General features: G+C 73.5%; 22 protein-coding genes. 10 read left to right on the top strand and 12 right to left on the bottom strand.

Annotated features, from left to right (window positions below):
* Window positions 1-62: 62 nt before the first annotated feature.
* Complete coding sequence (locus AB0J24_RS07805; RefSeq protein ID WP_358677099.1) at window positions 63-992, bottom strand: MerR family transcriptional regulator; 930 nt, start codon at window positions 990-992, stop codon at window positions 63-65.
* Between the two features lie 33 nt (window positions 993-1,025).
* Window positions 1,026-1,322, bottom strand: a complete 297-nt coding sequence (locus tag AB0J24_RS07800; protein WP_358677096.1) for a WhiB family transcriptional regulator — start codon at window positions 1,320-1,322, stop codon at window positions 1,026-1,028.
* Window positions 1,323-1,580: 258 nt separating this feature from the next.
* Between AB0J24_RS07800 and AB0J24_RS07795 the strand changes: the two genes are divergently transcribed.
* Window positions 1,581-4,388 carry an AAA family ATPase gene (locus AB0J24_RS07795; RefSeq protein ID WP_358677380.1) on the top strand — a complete coding sequence of 936 codons (2,808 nt, stop codon included), beginning with the start codon at window positions 1,581-1,583 and terminating at the stop codon, window positions 4,386-4,388.
* A gap of 18 nt (window positions 4,389-4,406) precedes the next feature.
* Here the strand turns inward: AB0J24_RS07795 and AB0J24_RS07790 are convergent, their stop codons facing one another.
* Both AB0J24_RS07790 and AB0J24_RS07785 read right to left on the bottom strand, forming a co-directional pair.
* Window positions 4,407-4,646, bottom strand: coding sequence for a hypothetical protein (locus AB0J24_RS07790; protein ID WP_358677093.1), 240 nt, complete (start codon window positions 4,644-4,646; stop codon window positions 4,407-4,409).
* A 104-nt stretch (window positions 4,647-4,750) separates the two neighbouring features.
* Window positions 4,751-5,767 carry an NAD-dependent formate dehydrogenase gene (locus tag AB0J24_RS07785; RefSeq protein WP_358677090.1) on the bottom strand — a complete coding sequence of 339 codons (1,017 nt, stop codon included), beginning with the start codon at window positions 5,765-5,767 and terminating at the stop codon, window positions 4,751-4,753.
* A 327-nt stretch (window positions 5,768-6,094) separates the two neighbouring features.
* Between AB0J24_RS07785 and AB0J24_RS07780 the strand changes: the two genes are divergently transcribed.
* The 3 genes from AB0J24_RS07780 (at window position 6,095) to AB0J24_RS07770 (ending at window position 10,189) form a co-directional block, all read left to right on the top strand.
* Window positions 6,095-7,036 carry an alpha/beta hydrolase gene (locus tag AB0J24_RS07780; protein ID WP_358677087.1) on the top strand — a complete coding sequence of 314 codons (942 nt, stop codon included), beginning with the start codon at window positions 6,095-6,097 and terminating at the stop codon, window positions 7,034-7,036.
* Window positions 7,037-7,049: 13 nt separating this feature from the next.
* Window positions 7,050-8,264 (top strand): acyl-CoA dehydrogenase family protein, encoded by a 1,215-nt coding sequence (locus AB0J24_RS07775; RefSeq protein WP_358677085.1) that lies wholly within the window; start codon window positions 7,050-7,052, stop codon window positions 8,262-8,264.
* A gap of 146 nt (window positions 8,265-8,410) precedes the next feature.
* Entirely contained in the window at window positions 8,411-10,189 is a 1,779-nt protein-coding gene (locus AB0J24_RS07770) for a helix-turn-helix domain-containing protein (protein ID WP_358677082.1), read from the top strand.
* A 222-nt stretch (window positions 10,190-10,411) separates the two neighbouring features.
* On the opposite strand, the gene AB0J24_RS07765 is transcribed toward AB0J24_RS07770, so the two are convergent.
* Window positions 10,412-11,383: a helix-turn-helix domain-containing protein gene (locus AB0J24_RS07765; protein WP_358677079.1), complete on the bottom strand. Its 972-nt coding sequence runs from the start codon at window positions 11,381-11,383 to the stop codon at window positions 10,412-10,414.
* A gap of 71 nt (window positions 11,384-11,454) precedes the next feature.
* Here AB0J24_RS07765 and AB0J24_RS07760 point away from each other — a divergent pair, with 71 nt between their 5' ends.
* Entirely contained in the window at window positions 11,455-12,234 is a 780-nt protein-coding gene (locus AB0J24_RS07760; protein WP_358677077.1) for an NAD(P)H-dependent oxidoreductase, read from the top strand.
* Window positions 12,235-12,420: 186 nt separating this feature from the next.
* Here the strand turns inward: AB0J24_RS07760 and nadD are convergent, their stop codons facing one another.
* On the bottom strand, window positions 12,421-13,014 hold the full coding sequence (gene nadD, locus AB0J24_RS07755) for a nicotinate-nucleotide adenylyltransferase (protein ID WP_358677074.1): 594 nt from the start codon (window positions 13,012-13,014) through the stop codon (window positions 12,421-12,423).
* A 30-nt stretch (window positions 13,015-13,044) separates the two neighbouring features.
* Window positions 13,045-13,656, bottom strand: coding sequence for an alpha-ketoglutarate-dependent dioxygenase AlkB (locus AB0J24_RS07750; RefSeq protein WP_358677072.1), 612 nt, complete (start codon window positions 13,654-13,656; stop codon window positions 13,045-13,047).
* A gap of 62 nt (window positions 13,657-13,718) precedes the next feature.
* Here AB0J24_RS07750 and AB0J24_RS07745 point away from each other — a divergent pair, with 62 nt between their 5' ends.
* A complete protein-coding gene (locus AB0J24_RS07745; RefSeq protein WP_358677069.1) occupies window positions 13,719-14,381 on the top strand; it encodes a DUF998 domain-containing protein in 663 nt (220 codons plus the stop codon).
* Window positions 14,382-14,591: 210 nt separating this feature from the next.
* Window positions 14,592-15,350, top strand: coding sequence for a hypothetical protein (locus tag AB0J24_RS07740; RefSeq protein ID WP_358677066.1), 759 nt, complete (start codon window positions 14,592-14,594; stop codon window positions 15,348-15,350).
* Between the two features lie 76 nt (window positions 15,351-15,426).
* On the opposite strand, the gene AB0J24_RS07735 is transcribed toward AB0J24_RS07740, so the two are convergent.
* The 5 genes from AB0J24_RS07735 to AB0J24_RS07715 form a co-directional block, all read right to left on the bottom strand.
* Window positions 15,427-16,863 (bottom strand): VWA domain-containing protein, encoded by a 1,437-nt coding sequence (locus AB0J24_RS07735; protein ID WP_358677063.1) that lies wholly within the window; start codon window positions 16,861-16,863, stop codon window positions 15,427-15,429.
* Between the two features lie 149 nt (window positions 16,864-17,012).
* A complete protein-coding gene (locus AB0J24_RS07730; protein WP_358677060.1) occupies window positions 17,013-17,363 on the bottom strand; it encodes a hypothetical protein in 351 nt (116 codons plus the stop codon).
* A gap of 156 nt (window positions 17,364-17,519) precedes the next feature.
* Window positions 17,520-18,362 carry a MoxR family ATPase gene (locus AB0J24_RS07725; RefSeq protein WP_358677377.1) on the bottom strand — a complete coding sequence of 281 codons (843 nt, stop codon included), beginning with the start codon at window positions 18,360-18,362 and terminating at the stop codon, window positions 17,520-17,522.
* A gap of 132 nt (window positions 18,363-18,494) precedes the next feature.
* Window positions 18,495-19,298 (bottom strand): ABC transporter permease, encoded by an 804-nt coding sequence (locus AB0J24_RS07720; protein ID WP_358677057.1) that lies wholly within the window; start codon window positions 19,296-19,298, stop codon window positions 18,495-18,497.
* Window positions 19,295-20,245 (bottom strand): ATP-binding cassette domain-containing protein, encoded by a 951-nt coding sequence (locus tag AB0J24_RS07715; RefSeq protein WP_358677055.1) that lies wholly within the window; start codon window positions 20,243-20,245, stop codon window positions 19,295-19,297. Before AB0J24_RS07715 ends, AB0J24_RS07720 begins: the two co-directional genes overlap by 4 nt.
* Before the next feature lie 102 nt (window positions 20,246-20,347).
* On the opposite strand from AB0J24_RS07715, the gene AB0J24_RS07710 reads away from it, so the two are divergent.
* The 3 genes from AB0J24_RS07710 to AB0J24_RS07700 all read left to right on the top strand — a co-directional run bounded on the left by AB0J24_RS07710 (window position 20,348) and on the right by AB0J24_RS07700 (window position 24,398).
* Window positions 20,348-21,163, top strand: coding sequence for a TetR/AcrR family transcriptional regulator C-terminal domain-containing protein (locus tag AB0J24_RS07710; protein ID WP_358677053.1), 816 nt, complete (start codon window positions 20,348-20,350; stop codon window positions 21,161-21,163).
* Between the two features lie 44 nt (window positions 21,164-21,207).
* Entirely contained in the window at window positions 21,208-23,325 is a 2,118-nt protein-coding gene (locus AB0J24_RS07705) for a RecQ family ATP-dependent DNA helicase (protein ID WP_358677050.1), read from the top strand.
* Window positions 23,326-23,417: 92 nt separating this feature from the next.
* Window positions 23,418-24,398, top strand: a complete 981-nt coding sequence (locus AB0J24_RS07700; protein WP_358677047.1) for an ABC transporter substrate-binding protein — start codon at window positions 23,418-23,420, stop codon at window positions 24,396-24,398.
* The last annotated feature ends 149 nt before the right edge of the window (window positions 24,399-24,547 follow it).

Genomic DNA, 24,547 nt, shown 5'->3' with positions numbered 1-24,547 from the left:
GGTCCTGACACGACGCCCCCCCTCGGTTGCCGTGACGTTTCAACGACTCGGCCGCCCGCCAGTTACGGAACGCGGTCGACGGGCCGGCGTGCGCGGTACCGATCGGCCCTGTCGGCGACCCGTTCGGACGCGCCGGGACGAGGTGTCGCGGGACGCAGGACGCGAGACGCGGCAGAGCCGATGACCTGCACGGGTGGCTCGTCGCGGCCTCCCCGGCCCGACGGGCCGGGCCCGGCCGACGGTGCGGCACCAGGGCGCCGCCTCTCCGGGTCCGGTTCCGGGCCGGACCGCAGCCGGCGCCCGATCCGGCACAGGACGTCGAGCTGGGCCGGGTTGTAGAGGTCACGGGCCGCCTCCCGGACCGTCCGGGCCGCCGCCGTCGAGCCCGTGACCGCGTCCCACAGCTCGGGCACCCCGGCACGCACCGCGGCACCCCGGGACAGCAGGCGGTCCGCGAGGTGCTCCCGGGTCGGCTCGTCCGCGTCGGCGGGCAGCTGGTCGAACGCCACCGTCGCCGGGTCGGGCGGATGCTCCTGCAGCGTGCCGACCAGGGCGGCGACGACACGGGGGCCGAGCACCCGGCTCACCACCACCAGCAGGGAGCGGCCCGCCGCGGACAGGCCGGCCTCGGCGATCGTCGCCGCCAGTGCGGGCGGGAAATCGGTGGGAGCGCAGAGGTTCAGGATCTCGCGCACCTCGACGCGTGTGCGGCGGACCCGCTCGAGGGTCCGGGTGAGCTGCGCGTCGAGATCGCGCAGCGCCTCGCGCGGGTGCTGATCGGCGTCACCCAGCTCGGCGATCTGGGTCAGGGAGAAACCGAGGTCGGCCAACCGCTTGATCCGCAGGGTCCGCACGAGGTGGTGGACGCCGTACCGCTTGTAGCCGTTGCCGCAGCGCTCGGGCTCCGCGAGCAGGCCGACGTCGTGGTAGTGGCGTACCGCCCGCGCCGTGGTGCCGGCGAGCTCGGCGAGCTCACGTGTACTCCAGGCCACGATCTTCCTTCCTGTGCATCGGACCGGCACCGGTCAGAGGTGGGTGATCAGCCGTTCGCGGTCGTCCTCCGACAGCCCGCCCCACACCCCGTGGACCTCCCGGTTCACCAGGGCGTGGACGGCACACGGCTGGCGGACGGGGCACCCGGCGCAGATGAGCTTCGCTGCCCGCTCACGTCTGCTCCGGGCCGAGGCGGGCTCGTTCTCGGGCGCGAAGAACACCTCGCACCCCATGGCGCGGCACGCCGCCCGTGGTTGCCACGACCCGAACGACTCGGAGATGGTGGCCGGGTCGACGAGGGTCGGCGCGGCCGCCTGTGCTGCTGACATGCCGCAAGCTTCGCGGGGCCCCCGGCTCACTCGCGTCGGTAAAGTTCCCTGATTCGACCGGCTCGTGCGGGCGACGGCCCGCGGGATCGACGGGGCAGCCCCGTGCCGGGCCGGGACGACGCCCGCTGCCGGCTCGCGGCCCGATCCGGCGGGCGGATGGGGACCGTCCGCGACGTGGGCAGCCGCGCCCGGCGGGCCCACGGCGGGGCGCGTCGTTCCCCTCCCGGTGCGGGCACGGGTCTGGCGGATCACCGTCGCATCGGTAAAAATCACCTATATCGGGGCGAACCGATCCCACCGGGAGCCACACTGACTGACCTCGTTGGCCGGAGCGCGGAGCGCGAGGTGGTCGAGAATCTGATCACCCGGGCGCACGCGGGGCACAGCGGCGCCCTCGTCGTACGGGGAGAGGCCGGGATCGGGAAGTCCGCGCTGCTCGAGCACGCCCGCAGCGCCGCGATCGCCTCCGGGTTCCGGGTGGAGAGCTCGGCCGGGGTGGAGTCCGAGACGCAGTTCGTGTTCGCCGGCCTGCACCAGCTCTGTGCGCCGCTCCTGGAGCGTGCGAGCGCACTCCCCGAACCGCAACAGGCCGCTCTGGGGGTGGCGTTCGGGCTGCGCACCGGTGCCGCACCCGACCGGTTCCTGGTCGGGCTCGCCACCCTCAACCTGCTCGCCGAGGTCGCCGAGGACGGCCCGCTGCTGTGCCTGGCCGACGACGCGCACTGGCTCGACCAGGCCTCCGTCGAGGTGCTGGCCTTCGTCGCCCGGCGGCTGGAGGCGGAGCGGGTGGCGTTGGTGTTCGCGCTGCGCGACCCCTCCGACCGCGACGTCCCGGCGTTCACCGGACTGCCCGAACTGGGTCTGGCCGGTCTCGGCGACGCCGAGGCCAGGGAGCTGCTGGCGTCGGTCTTCCACGCGCCGCTGGACGGCCGGGTCCGCGACCGGATCGTCGCCGAGGCCCGCGGCAACCCGCTGGCGCTGCTCGAGCTGCCCCGCAGCGGGCAGCCGGTACAGCTGGCGGGCGGGTTCCAGCTGCCGGACGTGCTGGGCGTCCCGCGGCGCGTGGAGGACGGTTTCCGGCAACGGTCGGGCAGTCTGCCGGCGCAGACCCAGTCGCTGCTGCTGGTGGCCGCCGCCGAGCCGACCGGCGACGCGGAGCTGTTGTGGCGGGCGATCGACCACCTGGGCATCGCCCGCGACGCGGCCGCACCCGCGGAGGCCGCCGGGCTGATCGAGATCGGCGCCCGGGTGCGGTTCCGCCATCCGCTGGTGCGCTCGGCGATCTACCGGGCGGCCACCCGGCCGGAGCAGCGCCGCACCCACGGCGCGCTCGCCGCCGTCACCGACCCGCGGACCGATCCCGACCGGCGCGCCTGGCACCGTGCACAGGCGGCGCTGGGAACCGACGAGGCGGTCGCCGGTGAGCTGGAGCGCTCGGCCGACCGAGCACGTGCCCGCGGCGGGTCGGCCGCCGCGGCCCTGTTCCTGAAGCACGCTGCCGACCTCAGCCCGGACCCTGCCCGCCGCGCGGGTCGCGCGTTGGAGGCCGCGTACGCCAAGCACGAGTCCGGGGCGTCCGAGATGGCCTCGTCGTTGCTGAGGATCGCCGCGGCCGGCCCGCTGGACGCACTGCAGAGTGCCCGCCTCGAACTGCTGCGCGCGCAGATCGCGTTCCATCTGACGCGTGGTAGCGAGGTGCCGGGCATGCTGCTGGACGCGGCCAAGAAGCTGGCACCGCTCGACGCCGCGCTGTCCCGCGAGACCTACCTGCACGCGCTCGACACGGCCATCATCACCGGCGGTCTCGGCGGAAGTCGCGGTGTGGCCGAGGTGGCCCGGGCGGCCCAGGCCGCCCCACCGCCACCCGGCCGGCCCGGGCCCGCGGACCTCCTGCTCGACGGGCTGGTGACCACCTACACCCGGGGCTTCGCAGCCGGGGTGCCCGAGCTGCGTGTGGCGTTGGACGCCTTCTGCACCGACGAGGCGACCGCCGAGACCCCCGGCTGCAACGACACCCGACGCTGGCTGTGGCTGGCCAGCCGCACCGCGCTGACCATTCTCGACGACGACCGGCTCTGGGCACTGTCCCGGCTCAACGTCCGGTTGGCCCGCGAGACCGGTGCGCTGGCCTCGCTCCCGGCCGCGCTGCTCTACCTCTCGTCGGTGTCGGTGCTCGCCGGTGAGCCGGGCCGGGCAGCCGAGCTGATCGCGGAGGAGGCTGCGATCAGGCAGGTCACGGGCGGGGTGCCGCTACGCTTCGGCCGGCTGGTGCTGGCCGCCTGGCGCGGGGACCGGACGGAGGCCGCCGAACTCCACGCCGCCGCCGTCCACGAGGCGAGTACCCGCGGCAACAGCGCCGAGGTCTCGCTCGCGGAGCACGCCATGGGTGTGCTGCACAACGGGACGGGTGACTACGCGGCGGCGCTGGCGGTCGAGGAACGGGCGTGTGCCTCCCTGGAACCCCCGCACAGCAGCCTCGCCCTGCCCGAGCTCGTGGAGGCCGCGTCCCGAGCCGGCCGACCGGAGCGTGCAGCCGCCGCGGTGCAGGAACTCATCACCCGCGCCGACGCGGGCGGCACCGACTGGGCGATCGGGCTCGTGGCCCGCTCGCGGGCGCTGACCAGCGACGGAGCCGTCGCCGAGGACGCCTACCGAGAAGCGATCGAGCGGCTCGGCCGGTGCCGGCTGGTCGTCTACCTCGCCCGCACCCACCTAGTCTACGGCGAGTGGCTGCGTCGCGAGGGGCGCCGCCGGGAAGCCCGCGACCAGCTCCGTACGGCCCACGATCTCCTGACCGAGATGGGCGCGGGGGCGTTCGCCGCGCGCGCCGCCCGCGAGCTGCGCGCCACCGGGGAGCGTCCACGGGCCCGCGCCGCCCGGCCGACCGACGCGCTCACCGCCCACGAACTGCAGGTCGCGCGGCTGGTGGCCACCGGAGCGACCTCCCGGGAGGTCGCCACGCAGCTGTTCCTCAGCCCGCGCACGATCGAGGCCCACCTGCGCAGCATCTACCGCAAGCTGGGCATCTCCTCCCGCCGCCAGCTCAGGGAGCTGCAGCTTCCCTGAATGGGCGGGAGGAGGCCTTCAGACGCGGTCGCTCGCGCGCGTCTCGCGATGCCCTTCGTGCTGGGCGCAGTGTGCGCAGCAGAAGAACTCGGTGTCGCTCTCCACGCCGTGCCCGATCACCCGGCACCCGCAGTGCGCGCAGGTCGGCGCCAACAGGTGGATGGCGCACTCGAAGCTGTCGAAGGTGTAGCTGCGCCCTTCCAGACGGACCTCGAAGGCCCGGTGGTAGTCGTTGCTGCAGACGTCGCAGGTCGCCATGGGGTCGGTTCTCCCTACCGTCGCGTTCACAGGACCGTCGACGCCTACCCGCCACGGCCCGATACATGCATCGGGCCGAATGCGGGCGGGCGCGGGTGCCGGTGTCAGTCCGTGGGGGCGGCCACCACGTAGTCGTCCGGCACCGGTTGCCCGGTGAGATGGGCGTCGAGGATCTCCCGGACACCGTCGACGATCCGTTCCTGCGCTTCCACCGTCATGCCCGAGTAGTGGATCGTCATCGCGTGCCGCGGCATCGCGCGCCACGGATGGTCGGCCGGTGCGGGCTGCGGGTACCAGGTGTCCCCGGCGTACCCACCGAGCTGCCCGGATGCGCAGGCCTCCCGGACCGCCTCGGCGTCGGCGATCGCGCCGCGGGCCGTGTTCACCAGCCAGGCTCCCCGTTTCATGGTGGCGAGCCGGTCGGCGTCGAACAGGGTGCTGCTCTGCGCGGTCAGTGGCATCGCCACACAGACCACGTCGCAGGTGCGGACGAGGTGGTCGAGGCGCGCGTAGCGCACCCCGAGCGTCGCCTCCTCGGCCGGGCTCCGCCTGCTCCGGGTGTGGTAGAGCATCGTGACGTCGAAGGGTTTGAGGCGCAGCGCGGTGCGTGCGCCGATCGCGCCGAGCCCGAGCAGCCCGACGGTCTTGCCCTCCAGGTCGTGCGCCTCCTGCGCGGCGGCCGCGACGTCCCACTGCCCCTCGACGGCCTGCCGGTGGGCCGGGACGAAGTTGCGCACCAGGGCGAGGATCTGCAGGACGTTGTGCTCGGCGACGCTGACCACGTTCGACCCCGTCACCTCGGTGACCGTGACGCCGTGCGCGGTCGCGGCGTCGACGTCGACGTGGTCGGAGCCGACCCCCGCGGTGATCACCAGACGGAGCCGACCGGCGGCCGCGATCCGGTCGCGGTCGAGATACACCGGCCAGAACGGGGTGGTGACCAGTACCTCGGCGTCGGCGAGCTCACGATCGAGCCCGTCGCCGGTGGCGCTCGTGGTGACCAGCTCGTGGCCCTCGTCGGCGAGCCGTTCCCGCAGGTCCAGACCGCGCGCCGCGCTCACCGGCACGTCCGGGTGCTGCTCGGGCCGGTCGTCGGGATACAGCGCTGCGAGAACCTTCATGGGGGCCTCCCCGGGTGGACGGATCCTGTCGGGCAGCGCCTACCCGCCCGGTCCACGGGCAATCGCCGGCGGGCGGCGGGCGGTCGCGCGCGGGGGCCACGACCGCGGTGCGTTGCGGCGCCACTCTCAGAATTGAGACCTCCGCCACCCCCGGGACGGGATGGGATCTGACGGACGGCGAACGGCGGTCGACCCGACCGCCCCACGCCGCGATCTCGACGGTGACAGGTGACGGTCCGGGTTGCCCGCGTCTGCTCGTGGGCACCCCGGACCGCCCCGACGTCGAGATGTCCGGCCGACGGCAACGACGACGTAGGGAGTCGGAAAGTGGTTTCGCAGCAGGTCAACGGTATCGGCCGAGCCGCGTACGGTCTCTGGCTGACACCGGAGGCCACCATCGAGTCGATGCGCACCGGTTTCGACGGCATGTGCCCCGAGCCCCCCGCCGACGCGGTGGTGGCCGAGGGGCGCGTCGGAGACGTCCCCGGGAAGTGGGTGTCGGTTCCCGAGTCCGGTTCGACGGTGGTCGTGCACTTCCACGCCGGTGGCTACCTCATCGGATCCTCGACGAGCCACCGCGACATGGCCGCGCGGATCGCCCGCGCCGCAGGTGCCCGGGTGTTCCTCCCGGACTACCGGCTGGCACCGGAGAATCCCGCTCCCGCTGCGCTGGAGGACGCACTCGCCGTCCACCACGGTGTACTCGCCGACGGGACCGCCCCGGCCGATCTCGTCGTCTCGGGCGACTCGGCCGGTGGCGGGCTGGCGTTGTCCCTGCTGGTCTCGCTGCGCGATGCCGCTGCGCCGTTGCCCGCGGCGGCGTTCCTCTGCTCACCGTGGGCCGACCTGACCCTCTCCGGTGACTCGATGGAGGGCCGGGCGGCGGCAGACCCGCTGGTCTCCCGCGAGGTGCTGCAGGGGATGGCCGACGGCTACCTGGGCGGGACCGGGATCCCGGCCACCGACCTCCGGGTCTCCCCGCTGTTCGCCGACCTGTCCGGGCTGCCTCCGCTGCTGGTCCAGGCCGGCACCAGCGAGGTGCTGGAGGACGACGCCGTTCGCATCGTCGACCGGGTACTCACCGCCCGCGGGGACGCCACCCTGCAGCTCGGCTACGAGATGGTGCACGTCTATCAGATGTTCGCCGACCGGATCCCCGAAGCCGCGGACGCGATCGAACGGATCGGCGCGTTCGTCCGGGCGCACGCCGGTCGCACCGTCCCCGCCGTCCCCGCCGCTCCTGGCGGCGTCGGGGCGATGCAGATCTGAAAGGGAACACACGATGACCGCAACACCCACCGCTGCCGCCGAGACCGATCGGCGGCCCGGCCCGCAGGAGCTCGTCGCCCGCGCCGAGGCGCTCGTGCCCACGCTGCGCGACCGGGCCCGGGGCGCCGAGCAACTGCGGCGCATCCCGGACGAGACGATCACCGATCTCACCGAGGCGGGCCTGTTCAACGTGGTCAGCCCGCGCAGCGAGGGCGGCTACGGCTACGGGCTGACCGAGCTCGGGACCCTCACCCGGATCCTGGCGAGGGGTTGTGCCTCCACCGCGTGGGTCTACTCCTTCCTCGTGGTGCACAACGTGTCCATCACCCAGGATCTCCGGCACCTGCTCAACGGGGGCCCGTTCGCCCCGGCCGCCCTGTCCGCCGGGCACCAGGCCACCCCCTCCGGGACGGCCGTCCCCGTGGACGGCGGCTGGCGGGTCACCGGCACCTGGCCCTTCGCCAGCGGGATCATGAACGCCGACCACGTCCTGTTCGTGACCACCGAGGAGCGCCCCGAGGGCGCGGACCCGGTCGTGCTCGGCCTGTGCGCGGACGTGGCCGACACCGAGATCATCGACATCTGGCACATGGCCGGCATGCAGGCGACCGGCTCGAACACCTTCAGGCTGCAGGACCACTTCATCCCGTCCGACCGGCAGTGGACGGCCTTCGGGCAGGAGCGTCTGTCCCCGGCGGACCCGGACGACGACCGCCCGCTCGAAGGCTTCTCGATCATCCGGATGTTCGACGTCCTGCTCGCCGCCGTGGCGGTCGGGTGCGCCGAGGCCGCGGTCGAGGACTTCGGCAGGCGGATCCACACCCGGGTCGTCGGTTTCGGCCTCGGTCCGCAGCGCGAGCACCCGGAGGCGTGGGGCCGTTACGGTCAGGCCGTCACCGAGGCCAGGATGGCTCGCACCCTGTGGGACAGGTCGCTGCAGGTCGTGTCCGATCTGGCCGATCGCGGCGAGAAGGCCGATGTGCAGACCGCCGCCGAGCTGCGCATGGCGTCGCCCCGCATCTGCCAGGTCGCCCGCGACGCGGTGCAGATCGTCGTCGAGGGCTCGGGATCGAGCGTCTTCCACCTCGACGACCCGTTGCAGCGCCAGCAACGTGACATCAACTTCCTGAAGAACCACTCCTACCTGCACCCCGACGGTGCGTTCGTCCCGGCCGGGGCAGCCCTGCTGGGGCTGGCCGGCCCCGTCGACGGGCTCCTGCTCATCTGACCGTCGCCGACGCACGGTCCCCGGCCGGGCTTGCGGCCCGGCCGGGACCGTGTTCATCCTGGCTCACCTCGGTACGTCCCGGAGGCAGCCGGTTCGAGCGCGGACGCTCGCGTCCGCGCACAGTCGTGGCAAAGGAGTCCCGGCACATGACCCCCCACGAGCCGCGCTGGGGCCCGCGGTCACGCCGTCGCACCGAGGTCGCCCGTGAGTTCCTGCTGCGTTCCACCCGTGCGATCTCCGAGCTGCCGGCCGCACCGGAGGTTCGCGGCGAGATCACGTCGTCGTGGCGCCGGTCCCAGCTCAGCGGGCTCGACCCGGACCGCAGCCCGCTCCTGCCGCACGACCCCGCGCGGGAGGGCCATCCCCGGCTGGTGCACGCCGCCACCCCGGTCCTGGAACGGTTGAGCGCGCACCTCGACAACACCGCGATCAGTCTCGCGGACAGTTCGTCCTGGCTGCTCTGGCGACGGGCGGCCGATCGCCGGCTGCTCACCGGTCTCGACCGGATCCAGGCCGCACCGGGTTCGCTGCTGGCCGAGGACGTGGCCGGGACCAACGGCCTGGGCACCGTCCTCGAGGTCGGGCGTCCGGTGATGGTCGCCGGGCCCGAGCACTTCTTCGACGGGATGGGGGACTTCACCTGCGTGGGGGTCCCGGTACGCGACCCGCTGAACGGCCGGCTGGAGGGAGTCGTCGCGCTCACCTGCCACTACCGGGACACCAACGAGCACCTGCTGCCGCTGGTCATCGACGCTGCCAGGGAGATCGAGGACCGCCTCCGGAACAGCACCTCCTCCACCGAACGCGCCCTGTTCGACGCGTTCCTGCGCAGTTCCCGCTCCCCCGCGATCGCCGTGGCGTCGATGAACGACGAGTACCTGTTCACCAATGCACGAGCGGCCCAGCTGTTCGAACCGTCGGACCACGCACGGCTCTGGCACTGGGCGCAGGACGCGCTGCGCAGCGGACGATCGCTGAACCGCACCGTCACCCTCAGCGGTGGCGAGGATCTCGACGTCAGATGCAGTCCGGTGACCGACGGCACCGGCCCGGCCGGGGTGCTGCTCACCATGCGCCCGAGCCGGGCGGGAGCTGCGTCGGCCAGGTCGTCGACGGTGGGTTCGACGTCCATGCCTGCCTGGGACCAGGCCGTCGAGGCCGGGTGCCGGCTCGCCAGGGCCTGGCGGCGGATCGCCGTGACCGGCGGCCCCGGAGCCGGGAAGGCCACACTCGCTCGTGCGATCCATGCGGCCGCACTCGGCGACACGACGCTCGTGGAGCTCGATCTCGCCGCCGACGGCCTCCAGCGGTTCGCCTGCGACCGCGGTGACACCTCGACGACCTTCCTGATCCGTCATGTCGACGGGCTGCGGCGGCACGAATCGCTCGAGCTCGCGACGCTCGTCGAACGCGCACAGGCGCACGTCCTGCTGGCCGTGGACCCGGCCTCGGTGGATCCGACGCTCCGGAGCCGGCTGCTCGACCGGACCGACGGGGAGGTCGCGATCCCCAGCCTCCGCGACCGGAGGCAGGACCTGCCCGGCCTCACCGAGACGCTGCTCCGGGACCTCGGACCCACCGGCCGGGGGCGCCCCCCGCGCTGTTCGTCCGAGGCACTGATGGCCCTCATGAGCCACGACCTGCCCGGCAACACCGCGGAACTCCGGCGTGTACTGGCCACCGCTCTGGCGGCCGGTACCGGCCGGGACATCACCGTCGACGACCTTCCCCCGTCCCATCGCACGGTGTCCCGGCAGGGCCGCCGGCTCATCGCGCTCGAGGAGGCGGAACGCGCGACCGTCCGCGCCGCCCTGGAGACGAGCAACTGGAACGCCGAACGCGCGGCCGCGAGTCTCGGCATATCGAGAGCGACGATCTACCGGAAGATGCGGGTGCTCGCCATCCGGAGGCCCCTGCACCGGTGAGCCCGAGGGGCGATGCGGTGTCATCCGCCCGAGGCTGCCGGGGTCGAACACGAGAAGCTGTCCGCGTCGGCGACCGCGTTCGACCTCGGACCGTCCGTGGCGGCGCGGGACCGGACCCGAGCGGTGATCAGCCGTTGGGGTCTGCCGGCGGGTGGGGACGCCGACCCGTCCGCGCGGGAACGGTCGAGCAGGAGCGTCAGTGGCGAGCGCGCGCCACCCGGGTCACGCCACCGCGCGGGCGCGGAAGGTACGACGGTAGGCCGTCGGGGAGACCCCCAACTCCTCCCTCAGGTGCAGTCGCATCGATCCGGTGGTGCCGAAACCCGCCTGCTCCGCGACCTCGTCGATCGCGAGGTCGGTCCGTTCCAGCAGGACGCAGGCCCGCTCGACCCGTCGCTGGGTGAGCCACTGCCCCGGTGACGTGCCCATCTCGTCGCGGAAGCGCCGGCTGAACGTCCGGACGCTGGTGGACTCGCAGGCCGCCAGCTCCCGCAGCGTCACCGGTCGGTGCAGGTTCTCCAGGGCCCACGCCCGCGCCCGGGCGGTCGAGGAGACGGCGGGTTCGGGTACCGGACGGCGCAGGTACTGTGCCTGCCCGCCGTCGCGGTGCGGGGGAACGACGGTGCCTCGCGCGACCTCGTTGGCGACCGCCGCACCATGGTCCGAGCGGATCATGTGCAGGCAGAGGTCGATGCCTGCTGCCTCCCCGGCCGAGGTCAGCACTCCGCCGGACTCGGTGTAGAGGACATCGGGGTCGAGGTCGACCTCGGGATACAGCTCGCGGAACAGCGCCGCACACTTCCAGTGCGTGGTGGCCGGGCGCCCGTCGAGCAGGCCCGCCGCCGCCAGCACGAACGAGCCGGTGCAGATCGACGCGATCCGCGCGCCGGGTGGTATGCGCGCCAGCGCATCGGCCAGCCCGACCGGTGGCGGTGCGGGCACGTAGTCGAGATCGGACGCCGGGACGATCACGGTCTGCGCCGCGTCGAGCGCCTCCGGTCCGTGCTCGACCAGGACGGGCACGTCGGCGTCCGTGCGGACCGGCCCGGGAACGAGCGTGCAGGTCACGATCTCGTAGAGGGGCCGGTCGAGGTCGTCGCGGGCCTGACCGAACAGGCGATGGACGATGCCGAGCTCCATCGCGAGCAGACCGTCCCGGACGAGCACGACCACCCGGTGCGCCGCGACCACCATGGCCTGATCCTCGCACATGTTGGCTATCAGGCCACTGGGTTCGGCGGCCGCTCGTGCGCACGATCGGAGGCATGAACATTTTCTGGGTCGTTGCGCACCCCGAACCGCGTTCGTTGACCGGCATGCTGGCCCGGGAGGGGCGCGGATCGGCGGAGGAGATGGGCCACCACGTCCGGGTGTCCGACCTCTACGCGATGCGGTGGGACCCGGTCGTCACCGGTGACGACTACGGTCACCCCGCCGACGAGCGGCTCGTCGTCGCCGACGCGTCACGTCGTGCGTACGAACGTGACGGTCTGCCGGCCGACGTGCGTGCGGAGCAGGAGAAGCTCCGCTGGGCCGATGCCGTCGTCCTCCAGTTCCCGCTCTGGTGGTTCGGCATGCCGGCGATCCTCAAGGGTTGGGTCGACCGCGTGTTCGTCGAAGGCTTCGCCTACGGCGTGCGGGGGCCCGACGGGCGGACCCGTCGCTACGGCGACGGCCTGCTCGCCGGCAAGCGCGCCCTCGTCGTGACCACCGCCGGTGGCCCGTCACCGACCTTCGGGCCCCGGGGGATCAACGGGAGCATCGAGGAACTGCTGTTCCCGCTGCTGCACGGCGTGCTCTTCTACGTCGGAGCCGACGTGCTGCCGCCGATGCTGGTCGCCGGCGCCGACCGGCTCACCCGGCAGGACGGGGAGCGGGCCCGCGCCGAGCTCCGCGACCGGCTGTCCCGGATCGGCACCCAGGAGCCGCTCCCCTACCGCGCGCAACACGGAGGCGACTACGACGACCGGCTGGTCCTGCGACCGCACATCGCGCCCACCGCGCAGGGGCTCGCCGCCCACTCCTCGTGCGGCATTCCGTCATGAGCCCCGACAGTGCGTACGTGGCGGCGGCCTCGGACAGGCGGGGTGACATCACGGGATGACACCGGGAACAGCTCGCGGATCTCGATGCGCTCGGCGCGCCCACTCGGCGCGGGGCTCCGCTGACCGTCCAGGTCCGGTGATCTCCCGGATGTGTACCCGCGGGGGTGTCGGTGAGGGAAACGCAGGTCAGGCTTCTGAGCTCACGTACAGACTGCGCTTGGAGATGTACTGGACGACCCCGTCGGGCACCAGGTACCAGACCGGCCGCCCCGCGGCCACGCGTGCTCGACAGTCACTCGACGAGATCGCCATCGCCGGCACCTCGACGGTCGTCACCGACCCCTGCGGCAGGTGCCCGTCGGCGAGTTCGTAGCCCGGTCTCGTCACCCCGACGAAATGGGCGTGGCTGAACAGCTCGTCGACCTTGCGCCAGGACAGGATCTGCTGGAGCGCGTCGGCGCCGGTGATGAAGAACAGTTTCGCCTCGGGCATCGCGGCGTGCAGGTCGGCCAGGGTGTCCGCGGTGTAGGTGGGGCCGCGCCGGTCGATGTCGACCCGGCTGACGGTGAAGCGCGGGTTCGAGGCGGTCGCGACGACCGTCATCAGGTACCGGTCCTCGGCGGGCGAGACGTCGCGGTCGGTCTTCTGCCACGGCTCACCGGTCGGCACGAAGATCACTTCGTCGAGGGAGAACCGGTCGGCCACCTCACTGGCCGCCACCAGGTGGCCGTGATGGATGGGATCGAACGTCCCGCCCATCACCCCGATCTTGCGCTGCATCGCCGCAGACTATGTCGCCTCCCCGCCGTGTCACAGCCCGGCACCACCGGGGTAGAGGTGCCGGAACTGCACGCTGATCCGTGGCCCGGACACGGCGACCTTCGGCACACTGTGCTGCCACGTCCGCTGACAGGTCCCGCCCATCACCAACAGGTCGCCCGACGCCAACGGGAACGACACCGACGCCCCGCCCCCGGTCGGCCGCAGCCGCAACGGCCGCGTCGCCCCCAGCGACACCAGCGCGACGACGGCCTCCGGCCGTTCGCGCGCGACCCGGTCGCCGTGCCACGCGACGCCGTCGGCGCCGTCGCGGTAGAGGTTCACCCCGATCTGGGTGAACCGGACCCCGTACCGATCACCCAGCACGGCCGCCATGTCGCGCAGGCGCGCCGGCGGCGCCTCCGGCATGTCCGGCGTCCAGCGATGGGTCAGCCGCGGCTCGTCGACCATCCGGTCGTACATCCGGCGCCGGTGAGCGCGGAACGGGACCGACCGCCGCAGGTGGTCGAACAGCGCGTCCGGTCCGGCCACCCAGCCGGGGCTCACCTCCACCCACGCCCCGTGGGCCAGCTCGTGCCGGAACGGCGCCCCCGCCTCGCAACCGACGGCGGCGAACAGCGATCCCTGCCAGCAGGCGTCCACCTGCCGGAGACTACCCCGAACCGAACATCAGTTCGAGCCCGGCGCCTGGGACGATCGCCGTCGTGGCGACGTCGACCCCGCGCACCGAGGGCGCCGTGCTGTCCTACCTCGGGCTCCGGCGAGCGGTCGGCACGATCGGTATCGCACTGCCGTTCGTGCTGGTCGTCGGTGATCTCGCGTTCGGCGGCGACGGGTTGCGCGACTCGATCAGCAGCTACTACCACTCCCCCGTGCGCGACGTCTTCGTGGGCAGCATGTGCGCGGTGGGGATCTTCCTCTACTGCTACCGCTACGACCGGCCGGACCGGTTGCTGGCGAACGTCACCGGGACGGCGGCGATCGCGGTCGCGCTGCTGCCCACCCGACCGGAGACCGGTGCGACGATCGCCGAGGTCGTCGTCGGATGGCTGCACCTGGTGGCGGCCGCGGTCTTCTTCGTCGGGCTCGCCGTGTTCTGCCTCGACCTGTTCACCCGCGGCGAGGTGCGCAACCCGCGCAAGGCTGCGCGCAACCGGGTCTACCGGATCTGCGGCTGGACGATCATCGCCTGCCTCGTCCTCGCGGGGCTCGACGCCGCGTTCATGCCGGACGCGCTCTCCGCGCGCTGGAACACACTGTTCTGGCTGGAGGCGGTGGCGATCCTGGCGTTCGGGGTCGCGTGGTTCGTCAAGGGCGACACCGTGCTGCGGGACCGGCCGCCGTCGGACCCGGCACCGGCGAGCTGACCGGCGCCGCAGGCGGGCGAACGGCGCCGCCCGCCGGCCGCGACGGTGATCAGTTCGATCGCACGCTCGCAGACCGGGGGCCGTGTGGTCGCCCGGGCGTCCAGGGTGCCCTCCCGGCGCGGCAGCTCGCGGCCCGGGCGGGGCGGACCCACCCGGCAGGGCTGGCACCGCCGGCACGGCTCGCGGTGGCTCACCGGTACCGTCGCCGCCATGCGTGCTCCGGACACTGGTGACCGGGCCCCAGGACCCGCCGGCACCCGCTCCCCCCACGACGGGCCGGACGGCCACCCGGTCGCCCCCGCCGACCACGCGGTGGCTGCCCCGGGCGCCGACGGGGACCGGACCGGGTCGGCCGCGCCCGCCCCGGGGATCCCGGCCGGGCCGTGGCCGACAGTCCGCCCGCCGTCCACCCGCGCGGTGCTCGCGGGGAAGACCGCGGCGGTCCTCGGCGCCGTCTGGTACTGCGTGGTGTTCTCGATCGCCACCGACGTGCTGGCGCGGGCGGAGTACCTGCTGGCCGGTGTGGTGACCGGCGGGGCCCTCTGCGCGCTCGGCGTCGTCCTGCTGTGGCTGTACTCCCCCCGCACGCCGGCCCGGGTCGCACCGGCCCGCGGCCCGGAGATGGGGCTGGCCCGCGACCGGGCCGAGGCCCGCACGGTGCTGCGTTCCGGAGCCGCACCGGACACCGAGCAGCGCAGGCTCGTCGCCGTCGACGTGCAGGCCGATGCCCCGTTGCCGCTGGTCACCGGGGCTACCTTCGCGCCGCTCGGACCACTGGTCGTCGCGGTGGCGAACACCGGCGGGCCACTGCCCTGGCTCGGGCCGGCCACGGCCGGCCTGATCCTGCTCGTGCTCGCCGGACTGGCCTGGCGTACCTGGTCTGCGTACATGCTGCACCGGGTCGCGGACCGCAGGCACACCGTGCCGCGCTTCGCCGGGTCCGGCGCCCCGTGGCGGCCCTGGCCGTGAGCGACCGGCCGGGGCCGGGCGTCACCGCCGCGGTGCAGCCACCCTGCCCGGCGGGCGACCCGCGGGACCGCGGTGCTCAGACCGGGAGCAGTCCCTCGACGACGTCGGCGAGCTGGGTCGCCGTGCGGCACTCGTGCATGGGCAACAGCTCGGCGTACTTCTTCGCCGCGGAGTCGCCGGTCCCCCACATCCGCTGCGGCTCCGGGTTCAGCCAGTGCGCGTGCCGCGCCCGGCCGGTCATCATCGCCAGACCGCGCAGGTTGGGATCGCGGTAGTTCGTGCGGCCGTCGCCGAGCACCAGCAGCGACGTCTTCGGGGTGATCGCCGCGGAGTACTGCTCGACGAAGTCACCGAAGGCGCTGCCGTAGTCGGAGTGTCCGTCGAACGCGGTCAACCGGGCCTCGCGCAGCACCCGCTGCATCACCCCGGTGAGCTCCGCCCCCGGCTCGAACAGCCGGGTCACCTCGTCGGTGCGCTCGACGAACGCGAACACCCGCACCTTCGAGAACTGCTCACGCAGCGCCTGGACCAGCAGCAACGTGAAATGGCTGAAGCCGGCGACGGACCCGGACACGTCACACAGGACGACCAGCTCGGGACGACCCGGTCGCCGCGTGCGGTAGGCGGGCTCCATCGGCACCCCACCGGTCGACATCGAGCGCCGCACGGTGCGCCGCAGGTCCAGCCGGCCGCGGTGCGCGCGCCGGCGCCGGGCGGACAGCCGGGACGCGAGCCGCCGGGCGAGCGGGTGCACGGTGCGGCGCAGCTCGGTGAGCTGGGCGGCGTTCGCGGTGAGGAAGTCGATCCGGTCCGGCTGCCGGGGGGTCGCCGAGCGGGCGACCTGTTCGCGACCGCGCTGCTCGGCGCTCCGGCGGCGGACCTCGTCACGCACCATGTCCCGGAACCGCGCGATCCGGTCCCGGATCTCGCGGCGGCGGACCTCGGAGACGAAGTCCGAGTCGTCCTCGCGGCGCAACCCGTCGAGGATCTGAGCGAGCAGGGTGTCCGGGGAGAGCGCGTTCAGCGCCTGGTAGGCCGACCAGTTGGGTTTCGCGGCCTGCCCGCGCACCCCCTGCCCGGCGGCGCCAGACGTGCCGATCGCCTCGACCGTCGCCCGGGCGAGCTCGCGCAGGGTCTCCTCGTCGCCGTCGCGGAGCAGGTCGGCGAGGATCTCGCGGAGCACGTCGACGTCGACCGGGCCGGTGCCGTCACCGGAGGCGTCGTCCGTGCGCGGTACGTCGACCTCCGACGCCCCGGCCCCCAGCGCGGGCGGGAACCACAGGTCGAACAGCGCGTCGAAGGTGTCGCGCTGACCGGAGCGGCGCAGCAGTGCCGCAGCGAGCCCTTCGCGGAGCTGGTCGCGGTGCAGCAGGTCGAGCGCGCCGAGCACGCGGGCGGCGTCGACCGTCTCCCCCGGCCCGACGGCGACGTGGTGCCGGCGCAGCGCGGACACGAAGTCGACGAGATGCCCGGGCAGGCCGTGCTCGGGGCCGGACGTCGACGGGGCGGTCACGTCCCCATCATGCGCGAGGACACCGACAGAACGCGAGAGACCGACCGAGCGCGAGAAGCCGCCGGAGCGCGACGTCCCGGCCGTGCCGCCGAGCGACGGCCGGGACGTCGTCGTTCACCGCGGTCCCACACCGCGGGGTCATCCCCTGCTCAGCCGAGATCGACCGGGGCCGGGTTCGGGGTGAACGGCCGGTCACCCTCGACCAGCCGCAGCGCGCCCGAACAGTGCGCGGCCTGCCCGATGAAGACGTCGGAGCCGTCGGTGAACACGAAGTTCGCCGGGCACCGGGCGTCGCCGGCGGTGCGGGTCATGGCGCCGGGGGCGACGGTCGCCTCCTCGGGAGCTGCGAAGCCGGGCCCCTCCTGGGCGGACGCCGTCCCGGCCGCCGCGACGGCGAGCGCCAGCACGGCGGCCGCGGTAGCGGCCCGGGCGGCGCGCCGACCCGCCCGCCGCGATGGTGCTGCCTGGGTGCGGCGGTCGCTGTCCGGCACGGCGGTCATCGGCGTCGGGCCTCCGGGGTGGTGTCGAGCGGGGCACTCGGCACAACGGTGGTAGCCGCCCCTCGGTTACGCGCCGCACCGAACACTCGGCCATCTTCACTCCATCGAGGAGTCCCCTCACACGGCCGGACGACTGATCACCACCGTCCGTCCGGCTCAGTTGAGGCGCAGCTCGGCGGCCGCCCGCTCGGCGTCCGAACGGTGCTTGAGCACGACGCCGAGAGTGGCGCGCACGGCGTCGTCGTCGAGGGTGTCGAGGCCGAGGGCCAGCAGCGTGCGCCCCCAGTCGATCGTCTCCGCGACACTGGGAACCTTGCGCAGTTCCATCGCCCGCAGCACCCGCACGGTGCGGACCAGCGCGTCGGTGAGCTGTTCGGTCAGTTCCGGCACCCGGGTGAGCACGATCCGGCGCTCCAGATCGGCGTCCGGGAAGTCGAGGTGCAGGAACAGGCACCGTCGTTTCAGCGCCTCGGACAGCTCACGGGTCGAGTTCGACGTCAGCAGCACGAACGGCCGCCGGTTCGCCGTGACGGTCCCGAGCTCCGGTATGGAGACCTGGAAGTCCGACAGCACCTCCAGCAGCAGGCCCTCGACCTCGACGTCGGCCTTGTCGATCTCGTCGACCAGCAGCACCGTCGGGTCGGTCCGGCGGATCGCCGTGAGCAGCGGGCGCGGCAGCAGGAACTCCTCGGAGAACACGTCGTCGCGGGTGGCGTCCCAGCCCTCCTCGCCGCGACTCGCGGTGATCCGCAGCAGTTGCTTGGCGTGGTTCCACTCGTAGAGCGCGCGGGCCTCGTCGATGCCCTCGTAGCACTGCAGCCGCACCAGCCCGGCGCCGGTCGCCGCCGCCACCGCCTTCGCCAGCTCCGTCTTGCCGACCCCGGCCGGCCCCTCCACCAGTAGTGGCTTGCCGAGCCGGTCGGCCAGGAACACCGTGGTCGCGACCGCCGTGGACGCCAGGTACCCGGCGTCGCCGAGCCGCTCCACGACGTCGGCCACCGAGCCGAACGCGGGCTGGTGGGTCGCGTCGCGTGGGGTCACGGCGATCATCCTGCCCTGCCTACCGGCCCCGTGCCGCCCTCTCCCCGCCGGGGGGGGGGGGGCGGGGCCCCCCCCCCCCCCCCGGCGGGGCTATCTGTTGCGGCGGGCGAACGCCCACGAGGCCGCGGTCAGGAACAACACCGCCGCGCCCGCGCACCAGGCCAGCGCGACCGCCACCGTCGAACCGAGTCCCACCGCCGGGGTGCCGTCGGAGGCCATGCCCACCAGCAGGCCCCGGACCGACTCGATCACCGGCGTCACCGGCTGGACCTCGGCGAAGCCGCGCAACCAGGCCGGCATCGTCTCGGGCGGGACGAACGCGCTGGAGACGTAGGGCAGGAAGAGCATGACGAAACCGAACCCGCCCGCCGCGGCCGGAGTACGCACCACGACGCCGACGAACACCGACACGCAGGTGATGGCCAGGATGTAGGCCGCGACCACGGCCACCGCACCCGCCCAACCGGCCGGGCCGGCGTCGGCCCGGAACCCGATCAGGGCCGCGACGCCGAGCACGATGGCCGTCGTCACGAGGTTGCGCGCCACGCTCGCCAGCACGTGCCCGGCCAGCACCGTCGCGCTGGCGACGGGCATCGACCGGAACCGGTCCATGATGCCGTCCGCCATGTCCTGGGTGACCGCGATCGCGGTGTTGGACGCGCCGAACCCGGCGCAGAGCAGGATCACGCCGGGAGTGGCGTAGGTCAGGTAGTCGGTGCCGACCTCCATCGCACCACCGAACACGTAGACGAACAACAGCATGATCACGGTCGGCATGAGCAGTGCGACGAGCAGCTCGTCGGGATCGCGGCTCGCGAGCCGCAGCGCCCGCCCGGTCATCGTCGCGGTATCGGGGCCGAGCCGCGTCCACCGCGCCTGCACGGGGGCGCTCATGCCGCCAGCTCCCGGTCCCCGCCGGCCGCGCGGCCGGTCAGCGCGAGGAACACGTCGTCCAGGCTGGGCGCGCGGACCTGCCACTGCTCGGGGACGGCGCCGGCCTCCTCGACGCCCGCGAGGACGTGCCGCACGTGGCCGACCGAGCCGTCGGTGGGCACCCGCAGCGTCCGTGAACCCGGGACCGGCAGGTGCAGCGCCGCAGCCACCCTGGTCGCCTCCGGGCCGGTGGCGAAGGTGAGCTCGACACCCGCGTCGCCGACCCGGCTCTTGAGCTGGGCGGCCGTCCCCTCGGCGACCACCCGCCCGGAGTCGATCATCGCGACCCGGTCGGCCAACCGGTCGGCCTCCTCCAGGTACTGGGTGGTCAGGAACAGGCCGGCACCGTCGGCGACGACCTGTTCGATCACCTCCCACATGCCCCGGCGGCTGCGCGGATCGAGGCCTGTGGTCGGCTCGTCGAGGAACAGCACCCGGGGGTGCCGGAGCAGGCCGGCGGCCAGGTCGAGCCGGCGGCGCATCCCGCCGGAGTAGGTGTCCAGCCTGCGGTCCGCGGCCGCGGCCAGGTCGAAGGCCTCGAGCAGCTCGTCCACCCGGGGCCGCACGGCGCGCCGCGCCAGGTGCGCCAGCCGGGCCATCATCGTCAGGTTCTCGCGGCCGGTCAGCTTGCCGTCGACCGCGGCGTACTGGCCGGTGAGGCCGATGACCTCGCGCACCTTCCGGGCCTCGGTCACGACGTCGTGCCCGGCGACCCGGGCGGTGCCACCGTCCGGCCGGGTCAGCGTGCTGAGTATGCGCACGGTGGTCGTCTTCCCGGCGCCGTTCGGGCCGAGCAGGGCCAGCACCTCACCGCGGCCGAGGTGCAGGTCCACGCCGTCGAGCACGCGCACCGAGCGGTAGCTCTTGCGCAGGCCCGCAGCCCGCACGAGCGGATCCGTTCCGGTCATCACCGGTCCCCCTTCTGATTACGGTACAAACTGTTTATAGCACCAGCTGCGTACGGCGGACACCTCCGGTCCCCGGCGATCGGGACAGGGAGGATGGACGGCATGGGCGAGCACGAACCCGATCCCGGCCTCCCGACGACGTTGCGCCGGCTGTGGAGGCGGGAGGACCGGCCGCGGCGGGGGCCGAAGCCCGCACTGAGCGTGGACGCGATCGTGCGGGCGGCCGCCGCGATCGCCGACGCCGACGGGCTCGCGGCGGTGTCCATGGCCCGCGTCGGCGAGGCGCTGGGTTACTCGGCGATGGCGCTCTACCGGCACGTGCAGAGCAAGGACGAGCTGCTGGCGCTGCTCGCCGACCACATCGCCGCGGACCTGACGATGCCCGCGCACACCGGTGACTGGCGGTCCGGGCTGCAGGCCTGGACGCTGGTCCAGATCGAGGCCGTGCTCGCCCGGCCCTGGTTCCTCGATCTCCCGCTGGCCACCGTGCAGCCCGGGCCGAACCGGGTGCGCTGGCTCGACGAGGCGTTCGGCGTCCTGCGGGACGTCGACATCCCCGCCGCCGAGAAGCTGGCGATCATCGGGCTGCTGGCCCAGCACGTGCTCGCCGAGGGCCGGGTGCAGGTCGAGGCGGGCCGGGCCGCGATGGCCGGGGCCCGGCGGGCACGCGGGCTCCCCGATGACGCCCCGATCGACGAGATCTCCGCCGACGAGCTCGCGGCGGCCAACCCGCTGAACGACTTCGAGACCGTGCTGCGCCATCTCGCCGGGCCCACCGACTACCCGCACCTGGCCGAGGCCCTCGCCGGGGGCACGGCCGGGTTCGCCTCCGCCGACCCGCACACCGACATCGACTTCGGGCTGACGATCGTGCTCGACGGCATCGAGGCGTTCCTGCTGCGTCGCACCGCACGGTGACCGCGGACGCGGAACTGTCGGGGGATGGGTGGAGCATGTCGGGCATGACCGATGAGGGGAACGCGGGCGAGGGGGACACTGCGTTGCGGGCGCGGGCGGAGGAGGTGCTCGGGCAGCTGGCCGGTCCGGGCGCCCGGCTGCGCGAGGACCAGTGGACGGCGATCTCCGCACTCGTCGCGCAGCGCCGCCGGGCGCTGGTCGTGCAGCGCACCGGCTGGGGCAAGTCGGCGGTCTACTTCGTGGCGACGGCGCTGCTGCGCGAGCAGGGCGCCGGTCCGACGGTGATCGTCTCGCCGCTGCTGGCGCTGATGCGCAACCAGATCGACGCGGCGATCCGGTCCGGGATCGTCGCGGTCACGGTGAACTCGGCGAACGCCGACGAGTGGGACGAGGTGTACGCCGACATCGCCAACGGCGACGTCGACGTGCTCCTGGTCAGCCCCGAGCGACTGAACAACCCCGACTTCCGGGACCGGGTGCTGCCGAAGCTGGCGGCGAGCGCCGGGATGCTGGTCGTCGACGAGGCGCACTGCGTGTCCGACTGGGGCCACGACTTCCGGCCGGACTACCGGCGGCTGCGCACGCTCATCGCGGAGCTGCCGTCCGGCATCCCGGTCCTGGCGACGACGGCCACCGCAAACGACCGGGTGGTCACCGATGTCTCCGAGCAGCTCGGCATGGGCCGTGACCAGCAGGACACCCTCGTGCTGCGCGGTTCGCTGGACCGCGAGTCGCTGCGCCTGGCCGTCGTGACACTGCCCACCCCTGCCCGGCGGTTGGCCTGGCTGGCCGCGAAGCTCGACGAGCTGCCCGGGGCCGGGATCGTCTACACGCTCACCGTGCAGGCCGCCGACGAGGTCGCCGAGTTCCTCCGCGAGCGCGGGTTCGCCGTGCGTTCCTACTCCGGGCGGACCGACCCGGAGGAGCGCCTGGCGGCGGAGTCGGACCTTCAGGAGAACCGGGTCAAGGCGCTGGTGGCGACGTCCGCACTCGGGATGGGCTTCGACAAACCCGACCTGGGGTTCGTCGTGCACCTGGGCGCGCCCGCCTCGCCGGTGGCCTACTACCAGCAGATCGGCCGCGCCGGCCGCGCGCTGGACCGGGCCGAGGTGGTGCTGTTGCCCGGGCGCGAGGACCGCGACATCTGGGCGTACTTCGCGTCGCTGGCGTTCCCGCCGGAGCCGCTGGTCCGCCAGACCCTCGCGGTGCTGTCCGACCGTCCGCAGTCGACGGCCTCGATCGAGACCCGGGTGGACCTCTCCCGCACCCGGCTGGAGATGCTGCTCAAGGTGCTCGACGCCGACGGTGCGGCGAAACGGGTGAAGGGCGGCTGGATCGCCACCGGCGAGCAGTGGGTCTACGACACCGAGCGGCACCGGCGGGTGGACGAGGCGCGCCGGGCCGAGCAGCAGGCGATGCTCGACTACATCACCACGTCCGAGTGCCGGCTGGTGTTCCTGCGTCGCCAGCTCGACGACCCGGATCCTGCGCCGTGCGGCCGCTGCGACACCTGCACCGGCACGGTGTGGTCCGGCGACGTCCCGGCCGAGGGCGAGCAGGCGGCGGCGCAGCGATTGGCCCGCCCCGGGATCGAGGTCCCGCCGCGCAAGATGTGGCCGTCCGGGATGAAGGAGCTCGGCGTTCCGCTCTCCGGTCGGATTCCTCCGGGTGAGCAGGCCGCTGCCGGGCGCGCAGTGGGGCGGCTCTCCGACATCGGCTGGGGGACCCGGCTGCGTGAGCTGCTCGCCGGGCCGGACGACCCCGTCCCCGCCGACGTGCTGGACGCAGTGGTCCGGGTGCTGGCCGGCTGGGAGTGGGAGCGCAGGCCGGTCGGGGTGATCGGGATCGGCTCGCGGACCCGGCCCCGCCAGCTCGGCCATCTGGCGCAGCGCATCGCGGAGATCGGCCGGCTGCCGTTGCTCGGATCGCTTCCGCCGGCCGGGGAACGGCCGGGTCCCAAGGAGAACTCCGCCCAGCGACTCGCCGCAGTCTGGCCGGCACTGGACACCGGCGCGCTGCCGGACCTGTCCGGTACGGACGGCCCCGTCCTGCTCGTGGACGATCTCGTCGACTCCGGATGGACGATGACCGTCGCGGCACGGGCCGTCCGACTCGCCGGCGCCCCCGCTGTGCTCCCGATGACACTTGCCGTTGCGGGCTGAACACCTATTGACAAGGCCTTTGGCCGAGTGGAGGTTTGCCTAGCCTTACTGAAAGGATCACCATGAGAACAGTTTCGCGACGGCGCCTGCCAGTGGCCGCCACCCTGCTCGCGGCTGCGGTCGTCCTCGCCGGGTGCAGCTCCCCCGCACCCCAGGACGACGCGCCGTCGGAACCCACCGACGACCAGTTCCCGGTGACGATCACGCACGCCTTCGGTGACACGACGATCCCCGAGAAGCCGCAGCGGATCGTCGCGCTGAGCACCAACGACCTCGCCGTCGCGCAGGCTGCCGGGGCTCCCGTCGTCGGGGCCACCCGGAACGTCACCGATTCCGGTCCGGTGCCGCCCTACCTCGATCCGCTGCCGGACGAGGTGCTCGCCATCAGCAGCGACACCCCCACGGTCTCCGCCGAACAGATCGCGGCCTTCGAACCGGACCTGATCCTCGCCGTGTCCTCGTGGCAGGTGACCGACCAGGCGACCTACGACCAGCTCACCGCGATCGCACCGGTGGTCGCGCCAGCCGAGGGACTCTACGTCGGCTCCATGCAGGACGACGCCCACCAGGTGGGCCGCGCGATCGGAGAGCAGCAGAAGGTCGAGGAGCTGATCAGCACCGCGGAAGGGCAGCTCGCCGACATCCGCGAGCAGCTCCCCGGGCTGGCCGGGAAGACCTACCTGTACGGCCAGGCACGCGGCGAGATCCTCCCGATGATCGTCGGTGAGCAGAACCAGACCACCATGTTCATGCGGGCGCTCGGGCTCGACATCCCGGAGTCGTTCCGGGACGCCCCGGCCTCCGACGGCCTCGCCCCGGGCACCGTCGGGGTGTCCTACGAGGAGGTCGGCCGGCTCTCCGACGCCGACCTGCTCGTCATGACCTTCGCCAGTGACGACGACCAGGAGCGGTTCGAGGGGCACGAGCTGGTCCAGCGGGTGCGCGCGGTCGCGGAGGGCAACTACGTGCCCGTCGATCTCGACACGGCCGTGGCCCTGCAGGCGCCCAACCCGGTGTCGACCGGTTGGCTGCTCGATCAGCTGCGGCCGTCGCTGGAGAAGCTCGCCGGTTGATCAGGCGCTCGGGTGCGGACGCGGTGCTGTGCCCGAGCCCGTGCCACGGGTCGCGGGTCGCGGGTCGCGGGTCGCGGGTCGCGGGTCGCGGGTCGCGGGTCGCGGGTCGCGGGTCGCGGGTCGCGGGTCGCGGGTCGCGGGTCGCGGGT

This window comes from Pseudonocardia sp. NPDC049635 (genome assembly GCF_040659795.1).
GTDB lineage: Bacteria > Actinomycetota > Actinomycetes > Mycobacteriales > Pseudonocardiaceae > Pseudonocardia.
Note: the sequence above shows the minus strand (reverse complement) of the source record. Positions and strands in the feature narration are given on the sequence as shown.

Coding starts and splice junctions, on each gene's coding strand:
- AB0J24_RS07800 (WP_358677096.1), bottom strand. CDS start 1,322: ATGTCAGCAGCACAGGCGGCCGCGCCGACCCTCGTCGACCCGGCCACC.
- AB0J24_RS07790 (WP_358677093.1), bottom strand. CDS start 4,646: ATGGCGACCTGCGACGTCTGCAGCAACGACTACCACCGGGCCTTCGAG.
- AB0J24_RS07785 (WP_358677090.1), bottom strand. CDS start 5,767: ATGAAGGTTCTCGCAGCGCTGTATCCCGACGACCGGCCCGAGCAGCAC.
- AB0J24_RS07775 (WP_358677085.1), top strand. CDS start 7,050: ATGACCGCAACACCCACCGCTGCCGCCGAGACCGATCGGCGGCCCGGC.
- AB0J24_RS07770 (WP_358677082.1), top strand. CDS start 8,411: ATGACCCCCCACGAGCCGCGCTGGGGCCCGCGGTCACGCCGTCGCACC.
- AB0J24_RS07765 (WP_358677079.1), bottom strand. CDS start 11,383: ATGGTGGTCGCGGCGCACCGGGTGGTCGTGCTCGTCCGGGACGGTCTG.
- AB0J24_RS07760 (WP_358677077.1), top strand. CDS start 11,455: ATGAACATTTTCTGGGTCGTTGCGCACCCCGAACCGCGTTCGTTGACC.
- nadD (WP_358677074.1), bottom strand. CDS start 13,014: ATGCAGCGCAAGATCGGGGTGATGGGCGGGACGTTCGATCCCATCCAT.
- AB0J24_RS07740 (WP_358677066.1), top strand. CDS start 14,592: ATGCGTGCTCCGGACACTGGTGACCGGGCCCCAGGACCCGCCGGCACC.
- AB0J24_RS07730 (WP_358677060.1), bottom strand. CDS start 17,363: ATGACCGCCGTGCCGGACAGCGACCGCCGCACCCAGGCAGCACCATCG.
- AB0J24_RS07720 (WP_358677057.1), bottom strand. CDS start 19,298: ATGAGCGCCCCCGTGCAGGCGCGGTGGACGCGGCTCGGCCCCGATACC.
- AB0J24_RS07715 (WP_358677055.1), bottom strand. CDS start 20,245: ATGACCGGAACGGATCCGCTCGTGCGGGCTGCGGGCCTGCGCAAGAGC.
- AB0J24_RS07710 (WP_358677053.1), top strand. CDS start 20,348: ATGGGCGAGCACGAACCCGATCCCGGCCTCCCGACGACGTTGCGCCGG.
- AB0J24_RS07705 (WP_358677050.1), top strand. CDS start 21,208: ATGACCGATGAGGGGAACGCGGGCGAGGGGGACACTGCGTTGCGGGCG.